Annotated in this window: 15 protein-coding genes; 5 read left to right on the forward strand and 10 right to left on the reverse strand. The window is 63.5% G+C overall.

Annotation, left to right across the window (positions count from 1 at the left end):
• Positions 1–54 precede the first annotated feature (54 nt).
• Both Q0Y09_RS01120 and Q0Y09_RS01125 read left to right on the forward strand, forming a co-directional pair.
• Positions 55–534, forward strand: a complete 480-nt coding sequence (locus Q0Y09_RS01120; protein WP_297716533.1) for a holin family protein — start codon at positions 55–57, stop codon at positions 532–534.
• A 138-nt stretch (positions 535–672) separates the two neighbouring features.
• A complete protein-coding gene (locus tag Q0Y09_RS01125; RefSeq protein WP_297716534.1) occupies positions 673–1,347 on the forward strand; it encodes a hypothetical protein in 675 nt (224 codons plus the stop codon).
• 66 nt (positions 1,348–1,413) lie between these two features.
• On the opposite strand, the gene Q0Y09_RS01130 is transcribed toward Q0Y09_RS01125, so the two are convergent.
• Positions 1,414–2,127 (reverse strand): VTT domain-containing protein, encoded by a 714-nt coding sequence (locus tag Q0Y09_RS01130; RefSeq protein ID WP_297716535.1) that lies wholly within the window; start codon positions 2,125–2,127, stop codon positions 1,414–1,416.
• Positions 2,128–2,286: 159 nt separating this feature from the next.
• On the opposite strand from Q0Y09_RS01130, the gene Q0Y09_RS01135 reads away from it, so the two are divergent.
• Together Q0Y09_RS01135 and Q0Y09_RS01140 are read left to right on the forward strand one after the other, a co-directional pair.
• A complete protein-coding gene (locus Q0Y09_RS01135) occupies positions 2,287–3,699 on the forward strand; it encodes a sodium:alanine symporter family protein (RefSeq protein WP_297716536.1) in 1,413 nt (470 codons plus the stop codon).
• A gap of 123 nt (positions 3,700–3,822) precedes the next feature.
• Entirely contained in the window at positions 3,823–4,722 is a 900-nt protein-coding gene (locus Q0Y09_RS01140; RefSeq protein WP_297716537.1) for a ribokinase, read from the forward strand.
• A 64-nt stretch (positions 4,723–4,786) separates the two neighbouring features.
• Here the strand turns inward: Q0Y09_RS01140 and Q0Y09_RS01145 are convergent, their stop codons facing one another.
• The 9 genes from Q0Y09_RS01145 to ylxM all read right to left on the reverse strand — a co-directional run bounded on the left by Q0Y09_RS01145 (position 4,787) and on the right by ylxM (position 12,290).
• On the reverse strand, positions 4,787–5,704 hold the full coding sequence (locus Q0Y09_RS01145; RefSeq protein WP_297716538.1) for a phosphatidylglycerol lysyltransferase domain-containing protein: 918 nt from the start codon (positions 5,702–5,704) through the stop codon (positions 4,787–4,789).
• A 195-nt stretch (positions 5,705–5,899) separates the two neighbouring features.
• Positions 5,900–6,736: a DegV family protein gene (locus Q0Y09_RS01150; RefSeq protein WP_297716539.1), complete on the reverse strand. Its 837-nt coding sequence runs from the start codon at positions 6,734–6,736 to the stop codon at positions 5,900–5,902.
• 205 nt (positions 6,737–6,941) lie between these two features.
• The gene (locus tag Q0Y09_RS01155) at positions 6,942–7,844 is read right to left on the reverse strand and encodes a G5 and 3D domain-containing protein (RefSeq protein WP_297716540.1); all 903 of its coding nucleotides are present in this window, start codon (positions 7,842–7,844) and stop codon (positions 6,942–6,944) included.
• A 447-nt stretch (positions 7,845–8,291) separates the two neighbouring features.
• Complete coding sequence (gene trmD, locus Q0Y09_RS01160; RefSeq protein WP_297716541.1) at positions 8,292–9,062, reverse strand: tRNA (guanosine(37)-N1)-methyltransferase TrmD; 771 nt, start codon at positions 9,060–9,062, stop codon at positions 8,292–8,294.
• Positions 9,055–9,558, reverse strand: a complete 504-nt coding sequence (gene rimM / locus Q0Y09_RS01165) for a ribosome maturation factor RimM (RefSeq protein WP_297716543.1) — start codon at positions 9,556–9,558, stop codon at positions 9,055–9,057. The genes trmD and rimM overlap by 8 nt, the downstream gene beginning before the upstream one ends.
• Positions 9,559–9,998: 440 nt before the next feature.
• Positions 9,999–10,229, reverse strand: a complete 231-nt coding sequence (locus tag Q0Y09_RS01170; RefSeq protein WP_297716545.1) for a KH domain-containing protein — start codon at positions 10,227–10,229, stop codon at positions 9,999–10,001.
• Between the two features lie 17 nt (positions 10,230–10,246).
• Complete coding sequence (rpsP, locus tag Q0Y09_RS01175; protein ID WP_297716547.1) at positions 10,247–10,483, reverse strand: 30S ribosomal protein S16; 237 nt, start codon at positions 10,481–10,483, stop codon at positions 10,247–10,249.
• A gap of 76 nt (positions 10,484–10,559) precedes the next feature.
• Positions 10,560–11,918, reverse strand: a complete 1,359-nt coding sequence (gene ffh, locus Q0Y09_RS01180) for a signal recognition particle protein (protein WP_297716549.1) — start codon at positions 11,916–11,918, stop codon at positions 10,560–10,562.
• 3 nt (positions 11,919–11,921) lie between these two features.
• Positions 11,922–12,290 (reverse strand): YlxM family DNA-binding protein, encoded by a 369-nt coding sequence (ylxM, locus tag Q0Y09_RS01185; RefSeq protein ID WP_297716551.1) that lies wholly within the window; start codon positions 12,288–12,290, stop codon positions 11,922–11,924.
• A gap of 226 nt (positions 12,291–12,516) precedes the next feature.
• On the opposite strand from ylxM, the gene Q0Y09_RS01190 reads away from it, so the two are divergent.
• Positions 12,517–13,800 carry an insulinase family protein gene (locus tag Q0Y09_RS01190; protein WP_297716553.1) on the forward strand — a complete coding sequence of 428 codons (1,284 nt, stop codon included), beginning with the start codon at positions 12,517–12,519 and terminating at the stop codon, positions 13,798–13,800.

Genomic DNA, 13,800 nt, shown 5'->3' on the forward strand with positions numbered 1-13,800 from the left:
AACGTCAAGGCGCTGCTCATCAAGTGGGCGGCCACGATTTGAGGAGGTGCATGTATGGACAAGATCAATGCGTGGAAGGCGGCTGTCACCGCCCTCCTGGGGGCCCTCACCGCCCTCTGGGGCTGGTTTGGCTGGCTGGTGGTCGGCTGGGTGGGGCTCATGCTGCTGGACTATATCACCGGCTCTGCCGCCGCTGCCAAGGACGGCCAGTGGTCCTCCAAAGAGGCCCGGGCCGGGATCTGGCACAAGGCGGGCATGGTGGTGGTGGTCATTGTGGCCGCCGGCGCCGATATGCTCCTTGCCCTGATCCTCACCAACCTGCCGGTGATCCAGCTCCCCGTGGCCTATCGGGGCCTGGTCTGTCCCATGGTACTGGTCTGGTACTGCATCACCGAGCTGGGCTCCATCGCGGAAAATGCCGTGACCATGGGGGCCAAGGTCCCCACATGGCTCACCAAGCTCCTCAAGGCCGGCCAGGCCGCCGTGGATGCCGCAGGGGACGATTTGACGGAAGACAAAAAGCACAGCGAATGAGTAAGCGCGCGCCCCGGGAGAGATCCCGGGGCGCGTTTTGTCTCTAGTTTATAAAGTGCTATATCTTCCGATAAAGACTGTATCGAAGATCTCCGCCTTTACCCCACCCAGAGCTCTCAATGCGCCATTGACCGCGCGGTGAGCATCAAGCCGGGCAGCGCCGAGCTGCTGCATGTCTACATCGACGTGGAGCCTGTGGGCTTCAACCGGGGCTTTTACACTGTGGATGTCCGCTACTTCTACCGGGTCACCGCCGACGCCTTTGTGGGCGCCGCCCGACCGGTGGAGATCAGCGGCCTGTGTGTCTTCGATAAGCGGGTCATCCTCTTCGGCAGCGAGGGCGGAGCCAAGACCTTCAGCTCCCAGGTCTGCTGCGGCGGGCTGGATGAGCAGGAGCTGCGCAAGAGCGGCCTGCCCTCCGCCGTGGTGGAGGCGGTGGACCCCATCGTCCTGAGTATGAAGCTGGTGGACGTGTGCGAGTGCCGCTGCTGCGACTGCGAGCTGACCGAGATCCCGCCCTGCGTCTGCTCCTGCTTCGGCAGCGATCTGAACTTCGGCAGCGAGGGCAAGCGGGTCTATGTCACCCTGGGCCAGTTCTCCATCATCCGCCTGGAGCGGGATACCCAGCTCCTCATGCCGGTGTACGACTACTGTATGCCGGAGAAGGAGTGCGCCTGCGGCTCCTGCGGCGAGGAGGACCCCTGCGAGCTCTTCCGCCAGGTGAAGTTCCCGGTCAACGAGTTTTTCCCGCCCAACACTATGGGCTGCGGCGAGAGCTGCAAACCCGACCTGCCCGGCTGCTGCCGGAAGTGACCTTACCCCTCATTTCGTAAACGCCCAGCCCCGACGGCTTGTGCCGTCGGGGCTGGGCACCGTTTTTCAATCTTTTCCCAGTCGGTGGAGAAGGGCCTCCTCCACACGGTCTCCATATTTGAGTCCCAGGAGGAAAAGGGCCAGACCGCCCAGCCCCAGAAGGATCATGGCCCAGGTGGGGATGGCCACCACAGAGCCGCCTACGGCGCTGGCTACCAGAAGTCCCCAGGGCCGGAAGAGCCCCACCAGCACCAGAAAGCGGGAGAAGGGGATCTCGGTGAGTCCCGCCAGGATGCACAGGATGTCGTCCGGGAAGAAGGGAAAGAGGAAGGCCATGGCCAGGAAGACGTCCCGCTTCCGGCGGATGACGTCCAGATAGCGGTCAGAAAGGGCGCGGCTGACGAAGCGGTCAGCGAAGGCGCCGCCCAGCCGGCGGGCCAGCTGAAAGACCACGGCGGCGCCCAGCACCACCGCCGCCCAGGTGAGGAGAAAGGCTGGGACCGTGCCAAAGAGAAGGGCGCCGGCCATGGCGGTGATGTTGCTGGGGATGGGGGCGATGATGACCGAGAAGAGCTGGAGAAGGAAAAAGACCAGGTGGGAATAGGGGGAGAATGCCTGAATATAGGTTTGAAGGCTCTCCAGGGAGGTGACTGCCTGGAAGAAGCCGGTTTTCCATAGAAGGACGGCCCCCAGGGAGAGGAAAAAAAGAGTGGTCAGAAGGGTGAGGAACCAGGTGTGCTTTTTCATGCCGATGCGCTCCTTGTTTTTTCTCTGCTCCATAGCTTACCACATAGTTCCTAAAGAGGGGTAGAGAAATGATGAACTTTTCTTTAATTCTTGTCGGGAACGGGAAAATAGGCGGGGTGCGCCCGTGGGGATGGGGCAAGGGCATGTTTCCTGCCATACTTGCATACCCCTTGGGAGAAGGGGGGCGGGCATGTGGATATTTTGGAGCGGCTGGGGGATGGGATCTGGGACCCGTGGCTACTGGCGGGCTTTCTGCTGGTGGGCCTGTGGTGCTCGGTGGGCACAGGATTCTTTCAGATCTTCGGTTTGCGGCGCTGGCTGGGGACGGCGGCGGGGGCCCTGCTGCGGCCTGGTAAGCGGAGCGGGTGTGGGGGGCTCACCCAGCTCCAGGCCCTCTCCACCGCCCTGGCCTCCACCATCGGCACAGGGAGCATCGCCGGGGTGGCCACCGCCATCTTTTACGGCGGACCCGGCGCGGTCTTCTGGATGTGGGTCTCAGCCTTTTTGGGCATGATGACAGGCTGTGTGGAAAAGATCCTCGCCGTCCGCTATCGCCGCCGGAGCAGGGAGGGCGGCTGGGAGGGGGGACCCATGGAGTACATGACCCAGGGTCTGGGGCTCCGGCCCCTGGCCCTGGTATTTGCCTTCTTCTGTGTTGTCGCCTCCATTGGGGGCGGGGACATGGTCCAGGCCAACTCCATCGCCGCCGCGCTGGAGCACGCCTTTGGATGGGATCGGCTGACGGTGGGGGTAATGGTCGCCCTCCTCACCGGCGGGGTCATCCTGGGAGGCATTGGCCGCATCGGGCGGGTCAGCGAGCGGCTGGTCCCCGCCATGGCCCTCCTCTTTCTGGCCGGGGGGAGCGCGGTGATCCTGTGCCACGCCGCCGCCCTGCCCCAGGCCCTCTCCGCCATCTTCGCCGGAGCCTTTACGCCGAAGGCCGCCGCCGGCGGGGGACTGGGTTACTCCATGGCGGCGGCCATGCGGTATGGGGTGGCCCGGGGGGTCTTTACCAACGAGGCCGGGCTGGGCTCCTCCGCCATGGCCCATGCCGCCGCCGATGTGGACCACCCGGGGGAGGAGGGAATGTGGGGGATGTTCGAGGTCTTTGTGGCCACCGGACTGGTCTGCACGGTGACCGCGCTGGCCATCCTGACCTCCGGGGTCTACGATCCGGACACCGCCCTCCGGGCCCTGGAGGCAGGGCGGGTGGAGGACGCCATGGTGGGGGCCTCCCTGTCGGCGGCCGCCTTCTCCACGGTGCTGGGGAAATGGGGCGGGCCCTTTGTAGCGGTGTGTCTGCTCCTGTTTGCCTTCTCCTCGCTGCTGGGGTGGAGCTACTACGGAGAGCGCAGCCTCAGCTTCCTCACCGGCACCCGCCGTTGGACGGGGCTTTACCGGCTCTGCTTCCTCCTCTTTGTGGTGGTGGGGAGCGTCAGTGAGGTGGGAGCGGTGTGGCAGGCGGCTGACATCTGCAACGGCATGATGGCGCTGCCCAATCTGGCTGCCCTGCTCCTCCTCTCGCCGGAGGCATTCCGGCTCCTGGCGGCGTGGACGCAGGTCAGCGGGAGGAAGCGGGGGAGGGGCACTTCCCCGGCCGCATAGTCCACGCCAACAGGACCACCCTCCGCAGGGGCTTCCACTGGGCCGAAAATCTGGTATAATGGGGGCAGGAAAACCCATGCGCGTCCGCCCCGTCCGGCGGATGCCGGAGAGGAGCGGGTAAACATGCGGGTGCTGAATTTCGGCTCACTGAACATCGACTATGTCTATCAGGTGGACCACTTTGTCCAGCCGGGGGAGACCATGAGCGCGGCGTCGCTCCGGGTCAACTGCGGAGGAAAGGGGCTCAACCAGTCGGTAGCCCTGGCCCGGGCCGGGGTGGAGACCTGGCACGCCGGCTGCATCGGCCCAAAGGGGAGCTTTCTCAAGGAGCGGCTGGACGCTGCCGGTGTGGATACCCGCTTTGTCCGCCAGGTGGAGGGGAGCAGCGGCCATGCCATCATCCAGGTGGACCCCAAGGGGCAAAACTGCATCCTGCTCCATGATGGGGCCAACGCCCAGATCACAGAGCCCTTTGCAGACGAGGTGCTGTCCTGCTTCGGCCCGGGGGACGTGCTGCTCCTCCAGAACGAGACCAGCTGTGTGGGCTACCTGCTGGCCCGTGCGGCGGAGCGGGGGCTGCGGGTGGCGCTGAATGCCGCCCCCGCCAACGGGCGGCTGAACGACCTGCCGCTGGAACGGCTCACCTGGCTGCTGGTCAACGAGGTGGAGGGGGCCTTCCTGGCGGGGACGGAGGACCCGGAGGAGATGGCGCGGGTGCTCACCCGGCGCTGCCCGGACACCACCCTGGTCCTGACCCTGGGAGCCCAGGGGGCGCTGGCTGCGCTGGGGGAGGAGCGGGTATGGATGCCGGCCCGGCGGGTGCCGGTGGTGGATACCACCGCCGCCGGGGACACCTTCACCGGCTATTTCCTCCGGGGGGCCATGGAGGGCAGGCCGCTGGAGGAGACGCTGGGGCTGGCTACCGCGGCCAGCGCCCTGGCGGTGGGCCGGGCGGGGGCCGCCGCCTCCGTCCCGGACTACCGGGAGGCGGAGGCATTTTTCCGGGGCGCAAAAAACGCATGACGCATTATAACGCAAAAAATATGGCTCTCCGGCCCAGATGGCCGGAGAGCCATATTTTTTGATTTTATACCTGGACGGCCAGGGATTTTTCCACCATCCGGTCGGGGTAATAGGAAAGTTTGGAGCGGCGCAGGCCCTCCAGGCCCATGTCGTCCTCCCGGTTGAGCCACCGCACATCGGGGTGGTGGGTCCGGACCCAGCGGGCAAATTCCCGGTTGATGATGGGATAGGCGCCCTGGATATCGCTGTATGCCTTTTCAAAGTGGACGTCCACGGTCTCGCCGTTGATGAGACTGCCCATGGTGAAGGCCACCACCCTGCCCTGGGACCGGAGCAGCAGTCCGAACAGGCCCAGGCGGTCATAGAAGGCGAAGGCCTTGGACATGGCGTGGCGCTCGTCCAGCCTGGTCCGGGCCTCCCGCTCCGCATCGCCGTTTTCGGTGCGGTAGAGGCGGTTCCACTCCAGATCCATGGCGGCGCAGTCCGCCAGGTTGTCCATTGTGATCTCCTCTGTCTGCCAGTTGGGGCAGGCGTCCTGGAAGCGGCGGATGTGGTTGCGTTTGCCGTGGAGCTTTTTGCCGGGCAGGTCGGCCAGACGGTCCACGTCGTAGAGGTAATCCCAGCCGTCCCGGTCGGGCTCCAGCCGGTATTGGCCCGGGCGCAGGGTCTCCAAAAGGCGGGCCTGCTCCGGGGTGACACAGAAGAAGCGGCAGGGCTCGCCCCGGTCCCGAGCGTCCTCCTCCAGGGCGGTCAGCACGGGGGAGAGAGGTCCGCTGCCGGCGGGGAAGAGGTAGCCGGCGCCCCGACTGCCCTGCACGCGCTCCAACACATAGCCCTCCATGGCGGCGACCTGCTGGCGATAGGTGCCGCTCCATAAAAACAGGGTCGAGAAGCTGTACTCACAGCCCTGGTTCCCCGAGGCGCGGAAGCAGGACTCCACCCACGCCTTATCTTCGATCTCAGGTTCCCGAAAGTCGATCATAGTCAAGTCTCCGTTCATGTGTGCGGCGGTCCCTGGGTCCCCAGGAGCCCCCTGTCCCACAGCCCGGAAAGCAGGGCCGGGTGGGGCAGGTGTATTATAGCACAGCGTCATGGAGGGTACAATGAGAAAAATGCCGTTCCTTTCCTGCCCGAAGGGCCAAAAAGGGAACGGCATTTTATCCATGCTTGAGTGCGCTCAATAGGCGGCCACAATACCGCCGTCGTTGGCGTAAACGGTGCTGATACCGCCGGTCTCGCAGATGAAGACCTGGGAGAAGCCGCACTCCTTCTGGACCATCTCCCGGAGCTGGAAGGCCCGCTCCAGGCAGTTGCAGTGAGAGAGGACCAGCAGCTTTCCCGCATGGCCGGGGTCCTTGGCCATGAGTTCCACCATCTTGCCCAGGGCCTGCTTCATGCTCATGGCCTGCCCCCGCTTGCAGATCTCGCCCTGAGGGGTGGACCCCATGAGGAGCTTGATGCGCAGCGCGGCGGTGACCACCGACTGGAGCCCGGTGAGACGGCCATTTTTACGCAGGTTTTCCAGGGTCTCCAGCACGAAAAGGGTGTTCATCCCGCCGCAGAAGGCGGTGGCCTGGGTGACCACCTCGTGGAAGGGAAGACCGGCGGCGGCCAGCTCCCGCACCTTTAAGGCCAGCAGGACCTCGCCGGCGGAGGCGGAACAGGAGTTGAAGATGTGGATGTGGGCGTCGGGGTGCTCTTCCAGCCAGATCTGCCGGGCCTGCTGGGCGCTGTTGTGGGAGCCGGAGAGCAGCGCGGAGAGCGTAATCACATAGAGGTCGTCAGCGCCGCAGTCAAAGGCGTCCAGGTATTGGGCGGGGGAGGGGCAGGCGGTCTGGGGCGCAGTCTCGCACTCCTTCATCCGCCACAGCAGCTCCGCCCGGTCCAGACCGGCGTCGTCCACAAAGAGCTGGCTGCCCACACGGATCGACAGGGGCACGCTGAGAAAATCGTCTTCCCGCAGCAGGGAGGGGGTCAGGTCACAGCAACTGTCCACGATGACTTTGAAACTCATGCTGACAATCTCCTAATCTCATTTTTCAAATTAGATTTTACCATAGGCCATCGGAAAAGTCAACTCCGACGGACGGAGGGGAGGTAGACTGTCGAAAAAGTGGAGCTGCGTAAAATAAGCCACAGGGGAAAAGTGTGAAAGGGCATCTGGACTGCCGGTGGCAGTCCAGATGCCTTTGGGCAAAGCCGACTCAAAACAGGTGATATCAGGCCAGGAGGTACACGTCGCAGGACCGGACTCCGAAGCTGATACACTGCTCGTAGGTGTCGAAGAACAGGTCGATGCGGTTGCCCTTGATCTTGCCCCCGCAGTCCTCTGCGGTGGCCACGCCGTAGGTGATGGAGCCGTCGGCGGAGACGATGAACATGCGCGTGCCGTAGGGGATGACCCTGGGGTCCACGGCGATGGCGCCCACCCGGGCGATGGTGCCGGTGGCCGTCTTTTTCCAGGACTGCCGCTGGGTGGTGTAGGCGGTGGCCTTGCAGCGGAGGACCTGGGTGTAGGGGAGGGTTTCACCGGAGGCGGTGGTAAGGGTGCCACCGCCGTCGGCGTTGGCGTCGATGTGGGTGAGCACGTCGTCAGTGACGCTGAGGGAGGACTGCGGGGTGGGGGCTACCCGGGTGCCGTAGGAGACGACCTCGGTCACCGGCTCCTGGGAGACATAGGTCCCCAGGGCGGTGATCCGCTGGCTGCCGTCTGGGTCAGTGACCACCCGGCTCCTGGCGGAGAGGGTCCCCCGGACGCCGGCCTGGACCACCCGCTCCTCACCCAGGAGAAGGTTGGGGTCGGCTTGGCGGACGGTGTCGTAGGGCAGCAGTTCCACCACCCGTTCCTCGTGGGTGGTGACCGGGCGCTCCACGGTGACGGCCACCGAGCCGTCCTCCCGGAGGGCGGCGGTGACCCGGTCCCGGGGAGAGACCGCCACGCCGGCCAGGGCAAGGGCGCCCTCGGCGTCGTCTGAGGGGCCGGTGATGGTGCGGACGGCCTCGCCGTCCACGATGTGGTAAACGGTCCGGGGGCTGGCAGAGCCGGTGACGAAGAGGGCGGCCAGCAGACCGGAGAGCAGCAGGGCGGCGGTACGGCCGCCCCTGGATGATCGAACGAACATGGGAAATGCCTCCTGAAGGATAGATCCGTTGATTTTGTAATCATTTGCATGGCATAGAACAGGTGGGATTATAGCCATATTTTTAGCAAAAGTCAAATCAACTGGAAACTTTCAGAATGGATTTCTGAAAATCAAGGGATTTTCCCCTGTCGTTTTCCATCGCTGTTGGGGGAGAAAAGAAACAAAAGATTACAAAAAGTTACAAGCGGGAAGCCCTGGGCCACAGGGCTTCCCGCGATTTTCGGGGGATCGGACCGCCCGCAGGGGCGAAGGGGACGGAAAAGAGGGGACAGGCCGGTCTTCCGCCCCCTTGTATTTACCAAAATTTAGGGGATTTAGGCCTAAAATCAGCAAGAAAAGACTAAAAATTGGAAAATAATTTTGGCAGATCTGAGGAAAAAGGGGGGCTGCCGTCGACAAAAACTTTAGGCAGGTGGACGGAGAGATTCACTCATTTCCCTCCGGCGGGGGAAGCTCCGGCGTCTCAGACTGGAGCTCGGCGAAGAGCTTTTTGTCCTCCTTGGAGGTAAAGGACAGCTTCTGGTAGAGGTCGGGCCGCCGCCGCCAGGTCCGCAGGATGCTCTGCTTCCGCCGCCAGCGGGCGATGTTCTTGTGGTCGCCGGAGCGGAGGATGGGGGGGACGGTGCGTCCGTGCCAGGTCTCGGGCCGGGAGTACTGGGGGTACTCCAATAGGCCGTTCCAGTGGCTCTCGTCCTCAAAGCAGGCCGGGTCGGAGAGGACACCGGGCACCATCCGGGCCACCGCGTCGGCCACCACCATGGCGGGCAGTTCGCCGCCGGTGAGGACGAAATCGCCGATGGAGAGCTCCTCGTCCACGCACTCCTCGATGAATCGCTCGTCGATGCCCTCGTAGTGGCCGCACACCAGGATCAGGTGGTCGTAGTCCCGGAGGAGGCGTCTGGCTTCGGACTGGGTAAAGGTCTTGCCGGCGGGGGAGAGAAAGATGGTGTGGCCGGGGCCGTAGGTATCCGTGATGTGCTTCCAACACTGATAAAGGGGGTCGGCCTGCATCACCGCGCCGTGGCCGCCGCCGTAGGGGTAGTCATCCACCTGCTTTTGCTTGTTCAGGGTGTAGTCCCGGATCTGGTGAGCCTCGATGCGCAGGATGTCCCGCTCCTGGGCCCGACCCAGGATGGACTCGTTCATCATGTCGCCTACGGTCTCGTCAAAGAGGGTCATGATATCAATATTATACATCGCTGCCCATCCCCTCGATGAGGTGGACCCGGATAAAGCCGCCGTCCACGTCGATCTCCTTGACAAAGGCGTCCACGGCGGGGATCAGGTACTCTTTGCCGCCGCCCCGGACCACATAGACCTCGTGTGCGGGGGGGGTGAGGATGTCGTGGATGGTACCCAGCACCGCACCGGTGTCGGCGTCCCGGACCTCCAGGCCCATGAGGTCGGCCAGGAAGTGGCGGCCGTCGGGGAGATCCACCCCGGTGCGGTCGATGGAGACGGTCCTGCCCTTCAGGCGCATGGCGGCGTTCACATCGGCGACGCCCTCCAGCCGGGCCAGCACATTGCCCTTGTGGGGCCGGGCGGCCAGGACCTTCACGGGGGCGCCGTCTATATATAAGGTAGGGAAGGAGCAGAGGAACTCCGGGGTATCGCACCAGGGGACGATCTTGACCTCCCCCTGGATGCCGTGGGTGTTGACGATCTGCCCGGCTTCCAGGAATTTATTTTTCATAATGGCGTTGTCCTTTCCGGCCTGCCGGCCCGTAAAGAAAAAACGCGGCGGGACGTATCCCGCCGCGTCAGCTTGTCGAAAAAGCAGAAATACCTCAAATTTCGTGCAAGAGTCTCGCAGAGTTCCGTCGTCCGCAGACGACGGAAGGAAATAAAATCTGTTTTTTCCAAGGACATGTGCCTTGTAAAAAACGCTTCTCAGCCTGCAAGCGTGCGAGTCGGGACCCCAAACAAAGCCCAGCGAAGCAGCTTTGTTTGGGAGAGGAGGGACAAGGAAGCGGAGCGATGCCTGGCCGTCAGGCCGGGATGAGCGGTGCGGACTTTGTCCCGACGAAGTGCGACGCAGCAGGCTGCAACTCTTCGAAAAAATGCTTGCATTTTTGAGAGAGCCTGTCGATAAAATCGACAGGCTCAACGCGGCGGGACGTATCCCGCCGCGTTTCAGTCCACGATCTCGACGGAGACCCTGGTTCCCTTCCGCTGAGCAACAGAGCGCATCAGGGTACGGATCTCCTTGGCGATGCGGCCCTGACGGCCAATGACCTTGCCCATGTCCTCGGGGGCGACCCGAAGCTCCAGCAGAGTCTCGCCGTCTTCCTGGGTCTCGGTGACCGAAACGGACTCCGGGTGCTCCACCAGGTTTTGGGCCACATAGGTAAGAAGCTCTTTCATGTGCGCCTCCCGTCGGCTTACACGCCGGCCTTTTTCAGCAGAGCCTTCACAGTCTCAGTGGGCTGAGCGCCGGTCTTGATCCAAGCCTGGGCACGCTCCGCGTCCACCTTCAGCTCGACAGGGTTGGTGGTGGGGTTGTAGAAACCGATCTCCTCGATGAAACGACCGTCACGGGGATAGCGGGAATCGGCCACCACGATGCGATAGAAGGGAGCCTTCTTGGCGCCCATGCGACGCAGTCTGATTTTAACCATGTATCGTCACCTCCAAATAATCTTCAAAATTCCTTATATGGCAGTACCGGGGAAGATCCCGCAGGTACGGACCAACTTATCTGAAGGGGAGTCCTTTGAACTTCCCCAGGCGGCCCATACGCCGGGCCATTTTGCCGCCGGCCATGCCGGCCATCTGCTTGGTGAGCTGCTGCATCTGCTCGAACTGCTTGAGCAACCGGTTGACGTCCACCACCTGGGTGCCGCTGCCGGCGGCGATGCGCTTTTTCCGGCTGCTGTTGAGGAGGGCCGGATTCTCCCGCTCAGCGGGGGTCATGGACAGGATGATGGCCTCGGTCTTGCCCAGGGCGCTCTTGTCCAGGTCGGCGCCCTCCAGGGCCCGGGCGTCCACGCCGGGGAGCATCCCGGCCAGGTCGCTGAGGGAGCCCATGTTTTTGAACTGCACCAGCTGGTCATAAAAATCCGTCAGTGTGAGACGGTTTTTCTTCATTTTCTCCTGGAGCTCGGCCGCCTTCTTCATGTCGAAGGTCTGCTGTGCCTTCTCAATGAGGGAGAGCACGTCGCCCATGCCCAGGATGCGGGAGGCCATGCGGTCGGGGTGGAAGATCTCCACCTGGTCCAGCTTTTCTCCCACGCCCACAAATTTGATGGGCTTTCCGGTGACGGCCTTGATGGAGAGGGCCGCGCCGCCCCGGGCGTCGCCGTCCAGCTTGGTGAGCATGACGCCGGTGATGTCCAGGGCCTCGTCAAACGCCTTGGCGGCATTTACCGCGTCCTGGCCGATCATGGCATCCACCACCAGGAGGATCTCGTCGGGGTCCACGGCGGCCTTCATGACCTTGAGCTGCTCCATCAGCTCCTCGTCCACATGGAGCCGGCCAGCGGTATCCAGGAACACCAGATCGTTGCCGTGCTTGCGGGCGTGCTCAATGGCGGCCTTGGCGATGTCCACCGGATCGGACTGCCCCATCTGGAAGACGGGGATATCCAGCTGCTCGCCTACCACCTCCAGCTGATGGATGGCGGCGGGGCGGAAGGTATCACAGGCGGCCAGGAGGGGCCGCTTGCCGTTCTGCTTTTTCATGAAGCCGGCCAGCTTGGCGCAGTTGGTGGTCTTGCCGGCGCCGTTGAGGCCGACGACCATCACCACTGTGGGCGGCTTGGGGGAGACATTGAGCTTGGCGCTCTCGCCGCCCATGAGGGCGGTGAGCTCCTCGTTGACGATCTTGACGATCATCTGGGCGGGGGTGAGACTCTCCAGTACGTCGGCGCCGATGGCCCGTTCGGTCACCGTCTTGGTAAATTCCTTGACCACCTTGTAGCTGACGTCGGCCTCCAGGAGGGCCATGCGGATCTCCTTCATGGCCTCCTTGACGTCGGCCTCGGAGAGACGGCCTTTGCCCCGGAGCTTTTTGAATGCGTTGGAGAGTTTTTCGGTCAGTCCTTCAAATGCCATAGGTCACTCCTGAATCAGGGTGTTGGTCAGGGACTTGATGCGCTCGGCCAGGAGCTCCAGCTCGTCGCTGCCCAGCTTGGCGTCGTTGAGGTCCAGGACCTGTTGGACGCAGTCGGCCACCTGGCGGAGCTGCCCCTGCATGGTGTGGAACCGGCGGATGAGGCCGGTCTTGTCCTCGATCTCGGTGAGATATGCCTCCGCCCGGACGATCACGTCCCGGACGCCCTGCCGGGTGATGCCGTAGTTTTCGGCGATCTCGGCCAGGGAGAGGTCTTCATTGTAATAGAGGTCGTAAAACTCCTTTTGACGGTCGGTGAGCAGGTCGCCGTAAAAATCATAGAGCATCGCCATCCGGTAGGCTTGGTTCTTCATTGCGGCACCTCCGTTCCGTCTTGTAAAGCCCGTGAGCTTTACACAAGCAGTATCATACAACATTTTCGGCGGCCTGTCAAGTGAAAATCCCGTCGTTTTCAGGCCGCCCCCTTGGGGAAAATGCCCAGCATCAGAGATAGATTTTTGTTTTAATGGTGCCAAAGCGGGAAAAATATAGTATAATGGAGTCCGCCTGCAAACCTCACCAAGGAAAGGAAGGTCAGACATGACCCAAGTCACCCGCATAGAATTGATGCCCGGCGTCCGTTTGACGGCGGTGCAGACCCATAAATTCAAGAGCAACCAGCTCTCTGTCACCCTGCTGACGCCGCTGGCGGCGGAGACCGCCTCGGCCAACGCGCTGCTGCCCCATGTCCTGCGCCGGGGCACCCGGACCCACCCGGATCTGGAGACCCTCTCCGCCGCGCTGGACGAGCTCTATGGCGGGGCCATCGAGCCCGCCGTCCGCAAGAAGGGCGAGACCCAATGTGTGGGCTTCGTGGGCAGCTTCCTGGATGACGCCTACGCTCCCGGCGGGGAGAAGATCCTGGAGGGGGCCGCCGCCCTGCTGGGGGAGCTGCTGCTGGACCCCTGCACGGAGGAGGGGGCCTTCCGCGGCGACTATACCGCCCAGGAGCGGCGCAACCTCATTGACCGCATCCGGGGTCAGATCAACGACAAGCGGAGCTATGCCATGCACCGTCTCACCCAGATCATGTGTGGGGCGGAGGCATTCGGCGTGGACCGTCTGGGAGACGAGGAGCGCGCCCGGGCCATCACGCCGGAGGGCCTGTGGGAGCGGTATCAGTGGCTGCTGAAGAACGCCGCCGTGGAGCTCTACTACTGCGGTTCCGCCGCGCCCGAGCGGGTGGAGGCCGCCTTCCGGGCGGCCCTGGAGAAGCTGCCCGTCAACCCCGGGCGGACACGCCCCGGCTGCGGGGTCACCCCCCACGTCTCCGGGGCGCCCAGGGTGGTGGAGGAGGCCATGGACGTGACCCAGGGCAAGCTGGCCATGGGCTTCCGCACCGGCGGCGTCACCTGCTGGGAGAAGGACTACCCGGCGCTGGCCATGTGCAGCGCCGTCTTCGGCGGGACCACCCTCTCCAAGCTCTTCCTGAATGTGCGGGAGAAGCGATCCCTGTGCTATTATGCCAGCTCCGGCCTGGAGAAGATGAAGGGCTTGATGCTGGTGTCCTCCGGCATCGAATTTGACAAATACCAGATCGCCAGGGACGAGATCCTTGCCCAGCTGGAGGCCGTCCGCCGTGGTGAGATCGAGGACTGGGAGCTGGAGGGCGCCCGGCGCACCCTCATCAGCGGACATCTGACCACCCTGGACAGCCAGGCCCGGCAGGAGGAGTTCTGGCTGGGGCAGGCAGTCGCCGGTCTGGAGACCACCATCGAGGAGTTGTGCGCCGGGCTTGAGGGAGTCACCCGGGAGCAGGTGGCCGCCGCCGCCCGGAAGCTGGAGCTGGACACCATCTATTTCCTCAAGGGCAAGGAGGACTAA

The sequence above is a fragment of the Intestinimonas sp. genome (assembly GCF_026169115.1).
GTDB lineage: Bacteria > Bacillota > Clostridia > Oscillospirales > Oscillospiraceae > Intestinimonas.

Excerpts from the sequence above, each read along its gene's own strand:
- Q0Y09_RS01155 (WP_297716540.1), bottom strand. The coding sequence starts at position 7,844 with ATGTTCGTTCGATCATCCAGGGGCGGCCGTACCGCCGCCCTGCTGCTC.
- ylxM (WP_297716551.1), bottom strand. The coding sequence starts at position 12,290 with ATGAAGAACCAAGCCTACCGGATGGCGATGCTCTATGATTTTTACGGC.
- Q0Y09_RS01130 (WP_297716535.1), bottom strand. The coding sequence starts at position 2,127 with ATGGAGCAGAGAAAAAACAAGGAGCGCATCGGCATGAAAAAGCACACC.
- trmD (WP_297716541.1), bottom strand. The coding sequence starts at position 9,062 with ATGTATAATATTGATATCATGACCCTCTTTGACGAGACCGTAGGCGAC.
- rpsP (WP_297716547.1), bottom strand. The coding sequence starts at position 10,483 with ATGGTTAAAATCAGACTGCGTCGCATGGGCGCCAAGAAGGCTCCCTTC.
- Q0Y09_RS01145 (WP_297716538.1), bottom strand. The coding sequence starts at position 5,704 with ATGATCGACTTTCGGGAACCTGAGATCGAAGATAAGGCGTGGGTGGAG.
- Q0Y09_RS01150 (WP_297716539.1), bottom strand. The coding sequence starts at position 6,736 with ATGAGTTTCAAAGTCATCGTGGACAGTTGCTGTGACCTGACCCCCTCC.
- rimM (WP_297716543.1), bottom strand. The coding sequence starts at position 9,558 with ATGAAAAATAAATTCCTGGAAGCCGGGCAGATCGTCAACACCCACGGC.
- Q0Y09_RS01140 (WP_297716537.1), top strand. The coding sequence starts at position 3,823 with ATGCGGGTGCTGAATTTCGGCTCACTGAACATCGACTATGTCTATCAG.
- Q0Y09_RS01190 (WP_297716553.1), top strand. The coding sequence starts at position 12,517 with ATGACCCAAGTCACCCGCATAGAATTGATGCCCGGCGTCCGTTTGACG.
- Q0Y09_RS01170 (WP_297716545.1), bottom strand. The coding sequence starts at position 10,229 with ATGAAAGAGCTTCTTACCTATGTGGCCCAAAACCTGGTGGAGCACCCG.
- ffh (WP_297716549.1), bottom strand. The coding sequence starts at position 11,918 with ATGGCATTTGAAGGACTGACCGAAAAACTCTCCAACGCATTCAAAAAG.
- Q0Y09_RS01120 (WP_297716533.1), top strand. The coding sequence starts at position 55 with ATGGACAAGATCAATGCGTGGAAGGCGGCTGTCACCGCCCTCCTGGGG.